The following is a 16,954-nucleotide window of genomic DNA, read 5'->3' as shown; positions in this document are numbered from 1 at the left end:
TTCCCGCTCACGCCGTGTGCGGGCAGTGCTCGCGTGCAGCGGCGTACCTCCCTCTGTCATGCGTCACCGCACGCTGATGCCGACATGTGCGTAAAAGCTTCGATACCCACGCCTGCACCGTAAAGCCCACCACTGACAACGGCGCTGCGTCGTGGGCGGTGGCCCCTACCGTGCTCACCGGTGCGATGCTTGCCCGCTGCGGTTGAATGTGCGGTGCCTGCCTGGTGAGCGCTCTGCACGAACGCGCTGGCTCGTCCGGCTGTCGGCATCAGCCGATCGAGCTGGGGCGGTAGCGGTTCAGCTGAGCTGGGCTGTTGCGGCGTCGATCTCTTTCATGGTGATGTTCTCGCTGCCGGTGCGGATCGCGATGACGGCGGCGGTGGAGATGACGTAGGTGAGGGCTTTGAAGTAGCCGCCGGTGCGCCGGTGCAGTTCGGCGGCGTGTTTGCTCAGGGCGTTTCCCTCGAGCCGGTACAGGCTCAAGTCGGCCTCGAAGCCCGCCAGTACGCGCCGGAACATCTCCTGTTCCTTGGCCTTGGTGCCCAGGGGCAGGGGGTGCAGCCAGGTCACCGGCAGCAGCGCGGCGGGGGAGGGCGAGACGGGCTCAGCCGGTTGTCCCGCCTGCTCGAGCCGTACCCGGTTCTCCTCGCTGACCCGGGTCAGGTCCTGGGCCAGGATGCGGGCCTGGTGCAGGAGGTGGCTGGCGCCGGTGCCGCAGAAGATGAGCGAGATGCCCAGCTTGTCGCGCAGGTAGTCGAAGTAGGGCAGTACGTTCGCCAGTTGCGGCGGCGAGGCCCGGTTGATGTCGTCGATGAGCAGCAGACGGGTCTGTGCCGTTTCCAGGACGTAGTTGACCGGCAGGGTCACGTCCTGGTGCCGGCGCATCTCCAAGACTTCCGCGAGGCTCTTCGGCTCGGGGTTGAGACCCAGGTAGGATCCGATCTCCCAGACCCAGTTCACCCTCAGCTCCGGGTCCGCGGGGGTGGTGATGTGCACCACCGGGATCGTGTTTGGCTGCCTGCCGTTCGTGGCGGCCTCGACCTCCTGCTGGGCGGTGCGCCCGATCGCACGCAACAGGCAGGTCTTGCCGGTGCCTGCGGGCCCGTCGATGACATGGTCCATCAGGCCCTCACGGCACCCGCTGTTGCGGTGGACCGCCTCGACGACCGTCTCTTGCATGTGCGTCATCGCGTCGGTGGGCACCATCCGCAGGTGCCGGTGGTAGGCGATGGCCTGCTCGTCCGACTTCCTGTCCTCGGCGGGACTGCTGCCCGCCGCCAGAACGGGCGGGTTCACCTCCTCGTCGACGAAGTGGGTCCAACCGGTGAGCTGGAACAGCGGAAGAGGCCGCATCGGAGTGTCCCTCAGCTGCTGACGCAGACGGGCTTCACGCTTGTTACGCAGTTCGACGGACGCCTTCATCACGCTTCTTCCTCATCACGGTTCCTGCCTCACACCTCCAGATCTAGCCCCGGCCCCGGAGGATGCGTCCGCCCCCGGGGCCGTCCCACGGCCGCGTCGTCCACGGCCCCTGCGCCGGCCGCCTACATCTCCCATACGTCGTCCTCGGCACCGTCATCACCGTCCGGATCGAGGTCGTCGAGGAGTTCCGCTTCGACGACCTCGTAGGCAACTGCCGGTGTTTCGGCCGTGGGGGCGTCCGGCGGGCTGCTGTCGCCGTTGTCGGGGAAGAGCGCTGCCAGTGGATGCGGGGCCTGCCCGTTGTCCGACGGCTGGTCCGCGCTGCCCGGGCCTGCGGGCAGCGCGGGGGAGACGGGTGCGGGCGGGGGAGCCAGAGGAGAGATGGGCAGCGCTGGGTAGGGACGCAGCGTCGACAGGTCGAACTCTTCCAGGTCCGCGTAGGGGTCGTGGGAGGGCTGTTCGGTCTCCAACGCCAGCCCCTGGAAGGGTGGTTCGGCTCCGGTGCGCTTGGGCGGCGGCCTGCGGCTGCGCCGCCTGCGTTCGCGCTGCGCCAGGGCCAGGGCGATCGCCTCCTCGTCCTGCTCGCTGCCGCCTGCCGCACGGTGCTGCTCGGCATGTTCCTGCCACATGTCTGCGGTCCACGGATCGTGCAGCAGGTGCCGGAGCCGGAAATCGCAGGTCACCCAGGTGTTGGCCGTGTGGTCGTAGAGCCACACCCGCTCGGGGCGGTAGGGGTTGAAGCGGCATTCCCACTTGCCCCCTGCGCCGGGCAGCTTCGAGCCGCCGCGCAGGAGGACCTCGCGGTAGTGTGCGGCGTCCTGAGCGACGGGCTGATAGGTCCGATAGTCGATCATGAAGCCGCCCTTGCCGGGGGTGACCCACTGCGACAGCAGGAAGAAGCGGTTCTGGGTGGGGGAGAGCGGCACGGCCCGGTAGCCGCTGCGGGCCACCTGGACGGCGTACATGTCGTTGGGTGACAGCACGATGTGGGGGCGGAACGGGTCGCGCAGCCCCGCATCGGGGGTCTGCTGGTACTCCAGTGCCACCCATTCCTGGGCCATCTGCTGGAGCTCGGCGATCGTGTACAGCGGCATCCGCTCGATGCCGCGGCCGCGCTTCTTGTGGCTGCGGCCCTGCCAGCCGTGCCGCACGTGCTGGCTGAAGCGGTGCGCGAGGGTGATGAAGAAGTGCTCGACGAGCGGCTTGTCGGGCGCGGTTCTCTTGCGCGCCGGGCGGCGGGCGATGCGCAGCCGGTCGCAGACCTCGGTGAAGTGCTCGCTGACGTAGGGGCTGCCCTGGTCGTAGATGATCAGTTCGGGGCGGATGACCGGGCGGGCGGCGGTGGCCTCGGTGAACCGTTCATCCGCAGCGCGAAGCGCGCCGAACGGCAGGCTGGAGGCGGCGGCCGCGCTGAGCGGGTCCCAGCCGGGCATCACCGGCCAGGGCGCGAGAGCCTGGGCCAGCATCAGGGTCAGGTCGATCGCCCGGGTCGCCCGGCCTGCGTGTCCGTTCTCGGCGTCCCGGGGGCGACTGGGCGTGATCATCAGCGCGCACATGCTGTGGGTGGCCACGTCGATCAGTGAGGACATCTCGGTGGCGGTGGGCCGGCCGTCGTCGCCGCGGGCCAGGATCCGCAGCGGCGTGGTTGTGATTCCGAGGTTCGTAGCTGGTGTGGCGAGGGCTGCTTGAGCTGGGGTGTTGGTGATTCCCTGATAAGGAGTCCGGCGCTTACGGGGAGCTGGAGACAGTGGTGATGGGGCGTCTGGCCTGTGGTTGTTCGGGGTTCGTTGATAACGGCGGTGTGGTGTTGGTGATGGGCTCCGGTATCTAAAGGGTCGGTGCGGGTTTGTGCTGGTCAGCGGCTTGCTGCATGGTCGGGGTCTGCTGGTGGGCTATGCCGTTGCTGTCGGGTGGGGGTTGCCGCCGGTCCAGTACAGGGCGGTGTCGATGTCGCGTGCGGTCCAGCCGGCGGCGTGTGCTCCGCCGTGGTGGAGGAGGTCGTCGAGGAGCTGGAGGTAGCGGCCGTAGCGTCCCGGTGTGGGGGTGAGGGGGAGGCGGAGGGTGTCGAGGGCGTGTTGGACGCGGCGGTCGTAGACGGCCATCCGCTGGGGTGCTGCTGCGGTGAGGATGGCTGAGGCGAGGGCGTCGCCGGTGCGGAAGCCGGGCAGTTCCCAGATGATGCCGCGCCCCGTGCGGGCGGCCTCCCCGCGCGAGATGGTGGTGTCGCGGACGGCGGTGACGACTCGCTCGGTGACGGCTCGGACCTGGGTGTCGGGCAGGGACATCAGTTCTGTCACCCAGCGGGTTTGTGCGGAGAGCCGTTTCCAGACGACGAGGGCTGCGATGTCCGTCTTGCCGAGGCTGCCGGTGTGCTCGGTTCGCTGCGCGACGTCGTGGAGGACCTCGTCGTAGTGGGGTGAGACGCCTGCCAGGTAGTCGGCGCGGGCGGGGATCAGGGTGTCCCAGGCCTGCCGGCAGAGGGCAGCGAACTCGTCGCCGCCTGGCGTTTCGGTGGTCGTCTTCATGTCCGCATCATGCCGTTCTGGCGGGTTGGCGGGTTCGGGGGCGGCTTGCTTCTTCGGCGAGGTGGTCGAGCTGGATAGCTTCGAGCGCCTTTTTGGTGATGCGTTCGGTGCCGTCGCAGATGGCGGTGATCGCTGCTTGGCGGATGAGGCGGGCGAGGCTTCCGATGCGGCCGGCGGTGCGCTGGTGGAGGTAGGAGGCGTGGCGGGGGAGTGTGCCGGGTGTGTGCTGGGTGAGGTCGAGGGCGTTCTCCATGTCGGTGATGAGATCGGTGAAGGGGCGGGTGTTTCCGTGGCGGGCGGGGAGGGGGCCGCAGGTGATGAGGCTGGCGCGGCCGGCGAGTTGGGCGCCGCGTACTCCGGAGAACAGCGTGGTTGAGGCGACGTCGATGCCGGTGTAGACGAAGGTTGCTCTGATGCGTTCGGTGAGGTCTTTGAGCAGGTCGGCGGCTTCGGCGCCGGTGGTCGTGCGCGGGTTGAGGCGGTGGATCTCGTCGATGAGGACCAGGCGGACGCCAGCGGCGGTGTAGGTGTGGCAGACGGCCTCGGTGATCTGGGTCTGGGTCATGCGGGTGGTGACGGGGATGCCGAGGTAGCGGGCGAATTCGGTGGCCAGGGTTTTCGCGGTGGCGCCGGCCGGCACCAGCAGGTACGCGACCGGTGTCTGCTGGTGGGTGCGTCCGGGCGGGGCGGGGTGTTTTCGGGTGTGGGCGAGGTGGCAGGTGCGTCCGACTTCGAGGAGGGCGGTCGTTTTCCCGGCCGCGGCGGGGCCGGTGACGATCAGTGAGGGCCGGGCGGTGGTCTGCTGGTGGCGGCCGAGGAGCATCAGGGTGCGGACCTGGGTGGCGAGGGTGTTGATGGCGGGGGTGCGGACGGTGACGAACGCGGAGTGGTAGGCGAGGCGTTCTTCCGTGCTGCGTGGGGTGTCGCCGGGCTGGGGCGGGGTGAGGGGCGGGGTGGTGGCGAAGCGTTGCCAGCCCTGCCAGGTGGTGATCGGCCATTCCGGCTCGACTGCCTGCGTGCCAGGCGGCGGTGCCTCGGTGTTGGCGGGGGCGTGGTGGTTGCGTGCGGGGCTGGTCACCAGTTGAGGGCTTCCTGAGCGGGGTCGTAGAGGCCGAGTCCGGTGTACGGGACGGGCACGTCGCTGGTGTCGCCGGGTCCGAGTTCGTCTTCGCTGTCGGCCTGTTCTGGTTCGTCGGGCTGGTCGTCGAGGTCGTCGAGGTCGTCGATGCTGTCGTCGTCCCAGGCGTCGTCCCAGGCGTCGGCCTGCGGGGCCGGATCGTAGGGAGGGCGGGTGCCGGCTGCGGGCGGGGGTGTTTTCAGTGGTGCGGCGCGGGTGATCAGGCGCTGTTCGCCGGGGGTAGCGGTGCCGGCGTGGGCGCGGCGCATGAGCTGGTCGAGGGCGTCGGCGAGGTCGGCTTCGTGGGTGTCGCGGTCGCTGTGGCGGGTGGTGATCGTTTTGATGTGCTGCCAGGTGGCGCTGTTGAACGGCTGGTGAATGTGGTCGCGGTGGATCCACGGGATCTCTGTCAGGTGTCCGTCGGGCAGGCGGATCCAGACCTGGCGGGCGTCGTGGGGGTTGGTGTGGACTTCCCATTTGCCGCCGCGTGCGGTGACGGGGGAGGGCTGACCGCGGTAGGGGGCGAGGACATCGTGGTCGTAGGTGCGGTGGTCGACGCGGATGCCGCGTTCGGTGATGGCCTGCCAGCGCACCGGCAGCAGTTCGAGGTAGTCGCTGCCGCTCAAGGGGAGGGGCACGTAGCCGGTCACGGCGATAAGCGCGGCCCACATCTGGTTCGGGGTGAGAGCCTTCTTCGGCAGGGTGGGGTGGCGCAGGCCTTCGTGGGGGCGGTGGTGGTAGTGGATCAGCCATTCGTCCAGAAGGTCCTGCATCTGGGCGACGCTGAAGCAGGCCTCGCCTTCGGCGTCCGGTCCGCGGCGGGTGACGTCGGAGCCGGTGTAGCCGGGCAGGTGCTGGCACAGCAGGGCGTTGACCGTGCCGAAGGTGCGTTCGACGATGCCTTTGGCGGCGGGGGCGTGGGGCGGGGTGGGCTGGACGCTGATGCCGAGGGTTTCGCAGGCGGCGGTGAACGCCGTGGACAGGTAGACCTTGCCCCGGTCCACGACGATCGTCTCGGGCACCACCACCGGCCGGGCAGCCGCGCCCTCGAGCCGTTCGTCCAGGTCCATCAGCCGCTGTAGCTGGGGGAGTTGGGTGTGGGCGAGGCACAGTGCGTCGGGCCAGGAGGGACGGGCCGCGTGCGGGACGGCCATCTCGGCGAGCAGCAGGGCCGCGTCGACTGCCTTGGTGCCGGCGGGCCGCAGGACCGCGGCGAGGATGGCGCGGGTGGCGACGTCGACGGCGATCGTGAGTTCGGGCCGGCCGGTGGTGCCGTCGTCGAAGACGGCCAGGACGTCCAGCCGTGTGGTGTCGACCTGCACCTGCTCGCCCGGCCGCAGCGCCACGGTCGGGGTGAACGCCTGTCCGCCGGTGGGGGAGGGGAGAGTACGGGCGGGGCGGTGGGGGTGTTCGGCAGGGTCGGCGAGCTGGTGGACGAGCCGGTAGAAGGTGGCCTGGGAGGGGGCGGGCACTGTGCCGCGGCCGTGCCGGTCGGTAAGGATCTGTGTGACCAGGGGCATCAAGCCCTTGACGGTGCCCTTGGAACGGCCGCGCTGGCGGCGCAGCGCTTCCTCGATGGCGGCGATGACGCGTTCGTCGGTGCGCCCGGTAGGCACGGGCCGACGGGTGGTGCGGTGGTCAACCAGCCCCCACAGTCCCTGCTTGCGGTAGGCCAGGCGCATGCGCTGCACCGTGGTCCGGGAGACAGGGCCGAAGCCGATCGCGGTCAGCTCCGTGGCCTTGGCCTCCTCGCGCTGTGCGAGGGTGAACCGGTCGGGGTCGTACTCGGCCCGGGGCGCCCCGTCGCTGTCCGTCCCGCCGGGCAGGCCGGTCTCCACCTCGCGGATGTGCCGCTGCCAGGCCAGTGCCTTGCGCCGCGCGTCCTCGGGCGCGGTTTCGAACAGACCCCACTGCGTTGCGGCCTGGGGCATTTCGGCGCCCACGATGGTGAAGGACGGGTCGGCGAACAGGTGTCCGGCCACGACCGTCTCGTCTTCGCCTGTTTCACCGGCGAGGTGGACCTGCTGCCCCGCCATCGCGATGACCTGCCAGGTGCGGTCACGGAAGCGGACGTGCGCTCCGACCTGCAGCACCGGCCGGCCGCCACGCCGCACGCTCACTGCCCCTCCCCGCTGCCCGGGCCGCCGTGGCCGTTCGCACCGCCGGCGCCGGTGCTGACGAGGACCCGCTCGTTAAGCGGTACGTCCAGGGGCGCGGTGAGGTGTCCGTGCCACAGGGCGTGGAAGACGGCGGGCAGGACTTCGATCGGGTCGCCCACCGCTTCGACGCCCTCGATCAGCGGCTGCGGCTGTGCGAACACCTCACGCAGGGCGGCCGCGAGACGGGGATGGCCGGCGTTGCGGGGGTGGCGGTACCCGGCCAGCCATTTCAGGTTTGCCGAAAGCGTCTTCTCCAGCGGCTCAAGGCGCCGGTAGCTCCAGCCGGCCTGCGCGCACGCCGCCTCAAGGACCGTCGCAGCACGCTGCGCCCGCTCGCCGCCGGCCTCCAGGTGGTTGGGGCAGTCGGCCAGCAGGGCGGTGCCGTCGCGGTGGCGGGCGAAGAGCTGCGGCACCCACGAGCGGACCTGGCCGCGCGCGTCCCGCCACAGCAGACGCACCGGCCGCCCGGCCAGGCCGACCACCTCGGGGTCGCGGTCCAGCACCGTCAGCTGCGCCCGCATCGCGGCCGACCCGCACGCCACATGCCGGCCGGTCGTGGCCGACCACCACTGCCCAGGACCCCACCGCCGCCTCGGCACCACCGGGAACGCCGACACCGGCTCCAACTCCTCGAAGGCCACCGCGAGAACCGCGTCCGCCCACCGCTGCTGCACCACCTGCCCGAGAGGATCGACGAAGACCGCCTCCCACTCGGATCCGGTATCCGTCTGCATGCGCTGTGAGCGGCCACCTGCTGCGGCCGCTGCGTCCTTGCTGCCCACGCGCCCCAGTCAAGCCCGTCCTGCCAGTGCGGCGGGCCGCTTCACGGATTTTGATCACGAGTGCCGGGCCATGAGGTAGTGCCCTGCGGATCGTGGTCCCTGCAGAGCCTGCCTGCCTCCTGACACTTACTCACCGCTCCTTTCCCGGCCGCTCGTTGCGCTGGTCCGCGAGTGCCTCGGCCAGGACATCGGCCGGCAGACGGGCCCAGCGCGCCAGGTCCTCCAGCGCCATCCCGGCCGCGAAGGCTGCTGCTGCGCTCTCCCGGACGGCCTGCTCGATCAGTGTGGCGGCATGGCCGAGGTTGCCCAGCAACTGCTGCGCGGCGTCGGCGGTCTTGCCGTACTGGGCGCCGCGCAGCTGGGTCAGCTGCTCTTCGGCGTCGTTGACCAGGCTGCTGATCAGCGCCCGCTGCTCGGCCGGCACCGCAGAGCGCCACGTGGTGCCCGAGCCGGGCGCGCTACGTTCCTTGGACAGGACGCGCAACTGTCCGGCCATGGTCGCGGGCTGGTGTTCCTGGCGCAGCCACCACGGATCGTTGTCGTAGCCGGGCGGGCCGCCGGCGCCACGACGGATGCGGATGACGGCGCCCATCCACGAGGTCAGCGGGCCGCCGTAGTCGGTTGCCGCCAGCGGCCCCAGCCACCCCCGCCCGACGCGCTCACCGAGTCGGCGGCAGAACGCCCCGTCGGAGGGCAGCGCCCGCGGCCGCCCGGCACCGCTGTCCCTCCACACCAGCTCGGCCATCGCCGGGTCCAGCAGCGCGTCGGCCACGGCCACCACCTCGGGGAAGACGACCGCGTCCCGGCCCACGATCCGCCACCGCTCCAGCTCTGTACCGGCGTTGCCGCCCGCGACCTGGTGCAGCCGCTGAGGCCACAGCGTCTCCCGCTCCCAGTGCAGAGCCTGCTCCCACCACCGGGCCACCACCGCATAAGCCAGAGCGAACACCCTCTCCGGCTCCGCTCCAGCCCGTACCGCCCGCCGCGTCACACCAGTCCACCGCCGCTGCGCCGCGGCCACTTCCGGCACACCCCGTACGTCCAGATACTCAAGAGGCTGGTCGGCGTCGGCGTCCAGGAGCCACCGCCCGTGCCGGACACACACCCGCTCCCATCGCGGCGCGTACCGCACCACCCGCACGGCCGTCCCCGCGCGCCGGGCCGCGCACAGACGGCAGCCGAAGGCGACCGGCCCGGCGACCGCACCCCCGGTCCGCCACGCGGCCGCCGGCACGCTGTTCTTTCTGGCCGACAGCTTGGCGTCCTGCTGTCCCCAGGACGGCAACGCCCGCGCCAGCACGTCTTCCTCGACGCCGCACATGCCTGCCAGTAGCTGTCGTCCGGGCGGGTTCAGCAGCACCTCGGCGTCGGCCCGCGTGCCCCCGCCGTCGTGCCCCGGCGGGTAGTTGCGCCACTGCCAGCACGACCGCAACACCTTCGCTTCCATCCCGTAACGGCCCGCGATGCGGCAGATCAGCGACGAGGTCGTCTCCCCCTGAAGGGGAACTGTCCGCAGCAGGCCGGGGTGATGGGTCACTTCACCACGGTCTCGTGTCCGCCGTCCCGGCGGGCGCTTTTGCAGCGGATGCCCAGGCGCCCCGTCCTCCTGGGGCCGTCACTTCTACTCGACGGAGCCACCTTCAGACCGTTTTTCCTGCCACCTCCTGCTACCCCTGTGACCTGCGAAGGCGATGCGACAGGCCGGGAGACAGGGGGAGTTGGGAAAAGATCTTGGCCATCGGCACGCCCTACGTGATCACTCTCGGAAGTCTCACCGTCACGCTTCACGCAAGGTGCCTTGCCGACTCGAAGCCTCAGGGCGGATACCGATGGTGCTCAGCAGGGCCTGTTGGTGGGGGTGGAGTTGGTGCCAGAGGACGGTTTGTTTACGGGCCCAGCGCTGAAGCTCGGGCGGGAGGGGCTGGCCTGTGGTGCGGAGGGTGCGGTGCTGGTGGTACTTGCGTTGCCAGGCGAAGGGCCAGGGCGGGTTCCACCAGGGGTCGAGGACGGTGAGTTCTTGCAGGGTGAGGGCGGACAGGAGGCCAGCGCGGGCTTTGCGCCGTTGCTGGATGAGCCAGTGCCCCAAGGCGAAGCCGTGGTGCTGGGTGTGTTTGAACACGGCTAGGTGGCCGTGGGCGGCGGCGTAGGCACGGGCGTGGGGGAGGCCTTCGCCTGCGGGATAGCGGTGCGCGGTTGTAGGAGCCGGTACGGGTTCGGTGGCGGGCGTGGCGCCGAGGTTGGCCAGGAGCTCTTGCTGGGTGGGATGGAGGCTGTCCCACAGCCTTGTCTGGGTGGTGGCCCAGCGTCGCTGGGCCACGGTCAGGTTGCCGCTGGCAGGGGCGGCGTGTGCCCGGTGGTAGGCGCGCTGCCACGCCAGGGGCCAGGGCGGGTTCCAGTGCGGGTCAAGGGCGTTCAGCGCGGCGATCCGGGCCGGATCGGTGCGCCCGTCAGCCACGCGGTGTCGCTGGCGTAGGAGCCAGGTACCGAGGGGATAGCCGTTGTGGCGGGTCCGTTCGGCCACGGCCAGATGCCCGTGTTCGGCGGCATAGCTACGTGCGTGGGCGAGCCCTGTGTCTACGCGGGCGGGGCTTCGATCGGCTTCGGTCACTGCGCGGGCGACGGCAGAGGAGATGCCGATGTCCGCGAGGAGACTCTGCTGATCGAGTTGCAGAACGTCGTGCTGGACGCACTGACGGTGCAGCCACACTGTCACCTCGTCCTCGTCCCTGCCGCGATGCGGGCCAAGCACGTTCAGCTGGCCTTTCCGCCATCGCTTACGGGCCCGCTGGTAACTCCGCTGCCAGGGAAAGGGCCAGGGCGGGTTCCACCAGGGATCCAGTTCGGCCAGCAGCCGGCCACGCAGCCACACGCCTTCGGTGGCTTGAGCGTGCCGACGGTCCTGGCGGCGCTGCTCCACCAGCCAGCGGCCCAGGGCAAACCCGTCGTGCACGTACTCGGAGGCAACCGCAAGGTGCCCGTTTACCGCGGCGAAGGAACGAGCACTGGCCATGCCGTCCAAAGCCCACAGACCGGCAGCAGCAATCTGCTCGTTCACGGCCTGGGATGCCCCGGACCCGCCCTGCACTTTCGCGGCTTCCTCGGCTGTGATGCCGATGTCTGCCAGCAGGCGCTGCTGATCGGGGTCCAGACGCCGATACGCGGCGCACTGCCGCGACAACCACAGGGCAAGATCTGCTTCGACTCCTGGAAAGCCGCCCCCCACATCGAGCCCGCCCCGGCTCTCCACCAGCCGCCGGGCCTGTGCGTAGGAGCGCTGCCATGTCAGCACCCAGGGCGGATTCCACCAGGGGTCGACGGCGTCGAGGGCACGGGAGTGCTCCGTAGGTTCCCGGTTCTCGCGGGCCCTGCGGCGCTGGTGCACGAGCCACGACCTCAGCGGATACCCCTGGTACATCGCGTCCTTGCCCGAGACGGCCAGGTGACCCTGCTCGGCGACGTAGGACCTGGCGTGCGTCAGCCCCGTTTCGAAGCCGGCCTGGATGGGGATCCGCCGCGGCAGAGCGGTGCGGGCCGCCTCGGCCGTGATCCCGATGTCCGCCAGCAGACGCTGCTGCTCAGGATGGAGAGTGCTGTAGTGGGTGCACTGCAGATACAGCCACTCGCCGTTGAGGATCTGGGTGCCGGGGAATCCCGCGGCCGCATCGGGCGGGCCGGCGACTGCGGCGTGATCGCGCGCCCGGTAGTACGAGCGCTGCCACTGCACCGACCAGGGGACGTTCCACCACGGGTCCAAAACCGCGAGAGCCTGTGCACGGTCCGGCCCTATTGCCCACGCTCTGGTCTGGACGTTGCTCAGCCATTCCCCAAGCCGATAGGAATCGATCACGGTGTCCTGCGGGACTGCGAGATTGCCGTGTTCGCGCACGTAGCGGCTGGCATGCACCAGGCCGGCCGCGAAGGCTTCGTCCGCCTGCCGGCTGTGTCCGCGCCGCCGTTTGCCTTCCGCGCTACGGCCGCCGGACCCCACATGCGCCCGTACCGCGAGTTCGTCCACCAGAGGGAGCTGACGGTGCGCCGGAGCCACCGCCCACATCGCCTGTTCCGCAGCCCTTGTCCCACCCTGTGCCCGCACGCACTGATAAGCCCACGCAAAGAGAGGACCTGACGTCTCCTGCGCCAGCTGCTCCACGTACCAAGGCCTCCGCACACAGCCCGCAACAGCAGTTAAAAGCGACGGCAGATCAGCCAGGCGAAAAGGAAGATGGCCCTGTGCATCGGCCACCACGCGGCGCCGGAAGCCGTCACTGGCAAGCAGAGTGGCCAGAGCAACGGTCTCCGGATAGATCACCAGTTCCCGAGCCACAACCCGCCACACATCCTGGTCCAAGCCGTCACTGTCCAGGCTCCGCAGCCGCGCCGACCACAAATGCTCCTGCGGCCACGTCTGCCACCACCACGACGACGCCACCGCCCGCGCCACCTCAAAAGCATCCGACGCCAGCGCGGAACGACGCAGCAGCCTCACGTGACGGCGCTGGGCGTCCAGCACCTGCCCGCACCCGGCCAGGTCCATCACTCGGCCCGCCGTGCCCGGGATATGCATCAGCCACCGGCGATGAGACGGGCACACCCGCTGCTGCGGCCCCAGATACAGGCGAGCGGTCTCCCTCCTTCCGGTACGCCGCGCCGTGCATTCAGGGCAAGCCGGCCCCCAGCACCGAACCTTCTCCGCGGTGTGGTGAAACTGCGCTGCCGGCCCTATAGCGAACCGTCGACGGGGCTCCTCCTGCGCCCAGGCAGGCAGCGCCCGCAGCAGACGATCCTCCGGGACGCGACACAGCTGCGCTACCCGGTTCCGGGCCTCCTGGTTCAGGTAGATCTCGCTGTCCAGCTGCGCCCTGCCCATCGCGTTCGGCAGCCCGTCCACATCGACGACCGCCGCCAGCAGGTCCCTGAACGCCATGCCGTAGCGCGCCGCCAGCCGCGTCAGGAACGACTGCGTCATCTCGCCCTGCAGCGGTCCCACGCGCAGCACACCGCTCGGCAGCGCGAGCCCCTCAACTGCTGCCGGTGCCTTACTCTCGCCGCTCATGCCACCCCACTCCGTCGGCCCCGCTTCTCGTAACCACCTGCGAGCCACACCCAGTTACGGAACGGAGGGGTCTGCGCACCGATCAAGCAGCATTCATGCCCACTCGACTCCCAGCTCCGCGAGGGCAGCGCGCTGCTCCTGCGCGAGCTTGTCGCGGCGGGTCTTGGTGTTGGAGACCCACACGCCCAGCTTCACGGTCACCGGTTCAGCCTCGCCGCCGACCGTGATCCGCTCTGCATGAGCCCTGGGGACGCGGTCGTGGCCTTCGCGGGCGATGTACTGAGCGAGAGCCGCAAGGCCCCGCTGGAAGGCCATCGACGCCTTCCCGGAGCCCTTGGTCGTGGTGGCCGGGACGGGCCGTTCGGCAGGCTTCACGCCCAGCCCGGACAGGCGCTGTTGCTGCTCCTTCGGCAGCTCCGTCCAGGAGCTGACTTGCCGCTGGAGCCATCGGCCAAGGTCATCACCTTCGAAGAGCACGCCCGGCTCAATCTGCGGCAGCATGCCGTCGGCGTCGACGAGGTCGGCGAGGATGCGGTAGTGGCGTTGCCAGTCCAGCGGCCACGGGCAGTCCCAGTCCTCATCGATGGCGGTCAGGTGCGCGGCCCGTACCGCGGCGCGCTCGGGGTCCTTCCCGAGGCCGCCCTTGCGGCGCAGATTGGCCATGTGCTGCCCGATGGGCACCATGCCCTTGGCCTCGCTCTCGCCCCACACGGCGTCCTGACGGGGTGCGAGGTGCCCGGTGGCCCGCCTGTACGAGCGCAGCGCGGCGAGCTTGGTCTCCCAGGCTTCCTCACCCGGCTCCCACACCATCCCGGCCTCTTCGGCGTCCAGCAGCTCCTTGCGCCGCTCCTCCAGCTCCCCGGCCCGCAGCGCCTTCCGCTGCTTGTGGACCCAGCGCCCAAGGGGAAAATCTTTCGTCACCCCGACCTGGGTCTCTGTGTCGTAGGGAACGGCGTAGAGGCCGGTGATCTCGTTCTCCGCCCGCCAGCGGAGCAGGGCCTGGTAGCCCTCCAGCCAGACGAGGCTGTCCGGCCGGTAGACGCGGGTACGCAGGAACGCGGCGATCGTGGCGGCGTCCCGGGGAGTGCTGAAGTGGAGCAGAGCGGATTCGGCGGCGGCCTGGGTGTCGTCGTGCTCCTGGTCCTCGCCGTCGCCCGCGCCGTCGGCGCCGATGATCTGGCCGTTCTCGTCTCGCTGGATGTGGACCTTGCGCTTGCCGCTGGTGAGGGCGCGGGAGGCGAGCTGCTCAACGAGTCGTTCATCATGACTGCGGAGCCCTTGCAAAACGGCTACAAGGGGGCGGAACGAGGCGGAGGCGACCATGTCGTTCGGGTCCTCGTTCGGCTCCAGGAAGATCGGCACGATGATCCTGGCCACCTTGGTGGAGCCGTCGCGGTTCAACCTCAGCGCGCGGCCGATGTTCTGCACGATCTCCACCTGGGAGCCGCGGGTGTCCGCGAAGCAGATCGAGTCGACTCCCCGCTCGCCGGTGATGTCCACGCCCTCACCGAGAACGCGAACGCTGGCGAGGAATGCCCGGTGCACCCGGCGCCCGGCCGCGTCGATGCCATTGGCGAACTGCCGCAGCGCCTCCCGCCGCTCGGCTACGAGGTGGTCACCGCACAGCCACGCCGACCACACCCGGTCCGGCGGGACGTGGCGGCCGGCCTCCAGCTCGTAGAACTCCGCGTCGATCGAGGACGCGGGGAGCTTGTCGGCGGCGGCCAGATCGGCGTCGGAGGCGTCGTTCAGGAACAGCGCGGCAGCCGTCTCGGGCAGCTTGTCCGCGAACGCACGGGCCTCTTCGACCTTCTGGTGGAACGTCATGACCGTACGCAGGTTGTACGCGGCGGCGTGCTCCAGGAGCGCGGTCTGCAACAGCGCCAGGCGCCTGCCGCGCCGCGCCTCCTCCGACTCCCCGAGGACAGGCGAGGGGTCGCGGATCTCCAGCACGTCGATCTCGAACCCGGCAAGGATTTCGCGCTCGATGGCCTCGCTCAGACCGAGCTCTGCGAGCCACGCGCCGTACGTGCCCTCCGGGTCGTCCGACATGGTCGCGATCTCCGCCTCCTGGCCGTCCGCGCCCTTCTGCGGGCGGGCCGCGGCGAGGATACGCGGGGTGGCGGTGAGGTAGAGCCGGAAGTCCGCCGGGATACGGGCGTTGTCGTGGATCGCCGCCCACGGACGCCCAAGATCACCAGCGGTTCCATGTGCCTCATCCACGATGGCGAGGTCGAAGCCGTCCATGCGCTGCCCGTAGAGCCGCTCCCCGCCCGCCAGAGCGGCCTCCAGCGGCCCGCGAACCCTCCGCTGGCCCTCGGGCGCGTCGATGTCCTCCCGGTCCACGAGAGAGGCGTACGTGGCGAACACGACCACGGGCCCGTGCCCGGCCCACAGAGCGAGCTGGATCGGGTTCGTGGTGGTGCGCACCCCGAGCGAGCCCAGGACCGCGTCGTTCTCCAGCGAGCACACGGCGACCATCGGCGCCCGGTGGCCCACCGCCCGCCACGCCTGGGCGGTCTGCGCGAGCAGGTCCAGGGTCGGCACCGTGATGAGGATCCGGCCGTCCGCGAACGACTCCAGCGCGCACGCAGCAGCGGTGATCGTTTTGCCGGATCCGGTCGCGGAGACGATCGTGCCCCGGGCACCCTGCGGGGGCGGAGATGATCTTGCAGTAAATTCTACCCATCTGCGGAAACTCGTTTTCTGGTCCAGTTGGTGTTTCCGAAGCTGTACGTGCGGCATGGAGAACTTTCTTTCAGTGAGGTCTACGGTTCGTTGTCCGACAATGAAGCCGAGGTGATTGCGGTGTACTGGCGGTGATGGACGTAGCTCTGGTTGGGATGTTGGGGGACGATGCGGGAGATGGATGGGGCAGCGAAGTTGGTAGAGGCGGCGGGTTGTGGCGATCTGGAGCTGATGACAAGTCTGCTGGGCAAGGGCACACCGGTCGACGGCAGAGATCGAGAGGGCCGTACTCCTCTGGATCGTGCTCTGTGGGCGGGGCGGCACGGAGCTGTCTGTCTGCTCCTGGCTGCGGGCACGAACACTGAACAGCCCATCGGGCAGTACGCCGAGACGCTGCCACTGCGCTTCACCGCTGAGCGTGGAATGCAGACCATGGCCCGCATTCTGCTGGAGGCCGGGGCAGAGCCTGATGGCCGACTGTGTGAGGGGCGGGCAACCGCCTTGATGGTGGCGGCCACCGAAGGACAGGAGGGCATCGCTGAGATGCTGCTGGACCACGGAGCATGCCTGGAGTCGGTGGGACGGGGCCGGACACCGCTGGAATGGGCGGCGTCCGGGGGCAGGCCGGCAGTCGTCCGGCTGTTGCTGGACCACGGCGCCACCCGGATAGCCGAGGCACTGGCCCAAGCTGGCCGTGGCGCCAACCGCTGGAAACACACTCCTGAGCGCCAAGCAGAGTACACGGAGACAATCTCCATGCTCCTGGCCGCAAGCAACTGACCCTGAACCGCCGTTCCTCTCTCAGAATTCCGGAAAGGTTCCCGGATGGCTGGGGGTATCCCGCCTTTCCGCCAACAATACATGGTGCATCAACCGTGATGCACACGGTCCACTAGAACCCACACGAACGAGCCCCCCACCCCTCGCAGCCAGCCCGGCCCGCGCCAGCGGGCCCCAACGGGCCTGGAGGCGCAGCCGGAAGGACCGTCAGGCGGGGAGCGCAGCGGACCCGCCCCGGGCCGAAGCGAAGCGAAAGCCCCCAGCGAAGGCGCAACCTTCACCCCGTTCCGGGAGCGCAGCGAACGGAACCTCACCCACGGGCGCAGCCCGTGGGGTGAGTGGCCGCGCAGCGGGCCACCAGCGCTCCCGCGGAGCGGAGCGCAACCACCTTGCGCAGCAAGGTGGTTCGCTTGCATTGCGCGCAGCGC

General features: G+C 69.9%; 10 protein-coding genes. 1 reads left to right on the top strand and 9 read right to left on the bottom strand.

Translation table 11 applies throughout. The features are described from left to right. Positions 1-297: 297 nt before the first annotated feature. The 9 genes from OG310_RS00050 to OG310_RS00010 form a co-directional block, all read right to left on the bottom strand. Complete coding sequence (locus OG310_RS00050) at positions 298-1,422, bottom strand: ATP-binding protein (RefSeq protein WP_329459967.1); 1,125 nt, start codon at positions 1,420-1,422, stop codon at positions 298-300. A 122-nt stretch (positions 1,423-1,544) separates the two neighbouring features. Then, a complete protein-coding gene (locus OG310_RS00045) occupies positions 1,545-3,011 on the bottom strand; it encodes a hypothetical protein (protein ID WP_329453790.1) in 1,467 nt (488 codons plus the stop codon). Between the two features lie 303 nt (positions 3,012-3,314). Then, complete coding sequence (locus tag OG310_RS00040; RefSeq protein WP_329453789.1) at positions 3,315-3,947, bottom strand: hypothetical protein; 633 nt, start codon at positions 3,945-3,947, stop codon at positions 3,315-3,317. Positions 3,948-3,954: 7 nt separating this feature from the next. Further along, positions 3,955-4,938: an ATP-binding protein gene (locus tag OG310_RS00035; protein ID WP_329459966.1), complete on the bottom strand. Its 984-nt coding sequence runs from the start codon at positions 4,936-4,938 to the stop codon at positions 3,955-3,957. Positions 4,939-5,021: 83 nt separating this feature from the next. Then, on the bottom strand, positions 5,022-7,184 hold the full coding sequence (locus OG310_RS00030) for a Mu transposase C-terminal domain-containing protein (protein ID WP_329453788.1): 2,163 nt from the start codon (positions 7,182-7,184) through the stop codon (positions 5,022-5,024). Then, a complete protein-coding gene (locus OG310_RS00025) occupies positions 7,181-7,957 on the bottom strand; it encodes a TnsA-like heteromeric transposase endonuclease subunit (RefSeq protein WP_329453787.1) in 777 nt (258 codons plus the stop codon). Before OG310_RS00025 ends, OG310_RS00030 begins: the two co-directional genes overlap by 4 nt. A gap of 178 nt (positions 7,958-8,135) precedes the next feature. After that, positions 8,136-9,542, bottom strand: coding sequence for a DNA-binding protein (locus OG310_RS00020; RefSeq protein ID WP_329453786.1), 1,407 nt, complete (start codon positions 9,540-9,542; stop codon positions 8,136-8,138). A gap of 240 nt (positions 9,543-9,782) precedes the next feature. Then, complete coding sequence (locus OG310_RS00015) at positions 9,783-13,058, bottom strand: Helicase associated domain protein (protein WP_329453785.1); 3,276 nt, start codon at positions 13,056-13,058, stop codon at positions 9,783-9,785. A 93-nt stretch (positions 13,059-13,151) separates the two neighbouring features. Next, positions 13,152-15,803: a DEAD/DEAH box helicase gene (locus OG310_RS00010; protein ID WP_329453784.1), complete on the bottom strand. Its 2,652-nt coding sequence runs from the start codon at positions 15,801-15,803 to the stop codon at positions 13,152-13,154. Positions 15,804-15,923: 120 nt separating this feature from the next. Here OG310_RS00010 and OG310_RS00005 point away from each other — a divergent pair, with 120 nt between their 5' ends. Next, positions 15,924-16,526: an ankyrin repeat domain-containing protein gene (locus OG310_RS00005; protein WP_329453783.1), complete on the top strand. Its 603-nt coding sequence runs from the start codon at positions 15,924-15,926 to the stop codon at positions 16,524-16,526. The last annotated feature ends 428 nt before the right edge of the window (positions 16,527-16,954 follow it).

This window comes from Streptomyces sp. NBC_01497, from assembly GCF_036250695.1.
GTDB lineage: Bacteria > Actinomycetota > Actinomycetes > Streptomycetales > Streptomycetaceae > Streptomyces.
The sequence above is the reverse complement of the archived record's forward strand: the minus strand, read 5'-3'. Positions and strand labels throughout refer to the sequence as shown.

What these genes read in the sequence shown, in the direction of transcription:
- OG310_RS00040 (WP_329453789.1), bottom strand. Translation starts at nt 3,947, where the DNA reads ATGAAGACGACCACCGAAACGCCAGGCGGCGACGAGTTCGCTGCCCTC.
- OG310_RS00015 (WP_329453785.1), bottom strand. Translation starts at nt 13,058, where the DNA reads ATGAGCGGCGAGAGTAAGGCACCGGCAGCAGTTGAGGGGCTCGCGCTG.
- OG310_RS00050 (WP_329459967.1), bottom strand. Translation starts at nt 1,422, where the DNA reads ATGAAGGCGTCCGTCGAACTGCGTAACAAGCGTGAAGCCCGTCTGCGT.
- OG310_RS00045 (WP_329453790.1), bottom strand. Translation starts at nt 3,011, where the DNA reads ATGTCCTCACTGATCGACGTGGCCACCCACAGCATGTGCGCGCTGATG.
- OG310_RS00025 (WP_329453787.1), bottom strand. Translation starts at nt 7,957, where the DNA reads ATGCAGACGGATACCGGATCCGAGTGGGAGGCGGTCTTCGTCGATCCT.
- OG310_RS00005 (WP_329453783.1), top strand. Translation starts at nt 15,924, where the DNA reads ATGGATGGGGCAGCGAAGTTGGTAGAGGCGGCGGGTTGTGGCGATCTG.
- OG310_RS00010 (WP_329453784.1), bottom strand. Translation starts at nt 15,803, where the DNA reads ATGCCGCACGTACAGCTTCGGAAACACCAACTGGACCAGAAAACGAGT.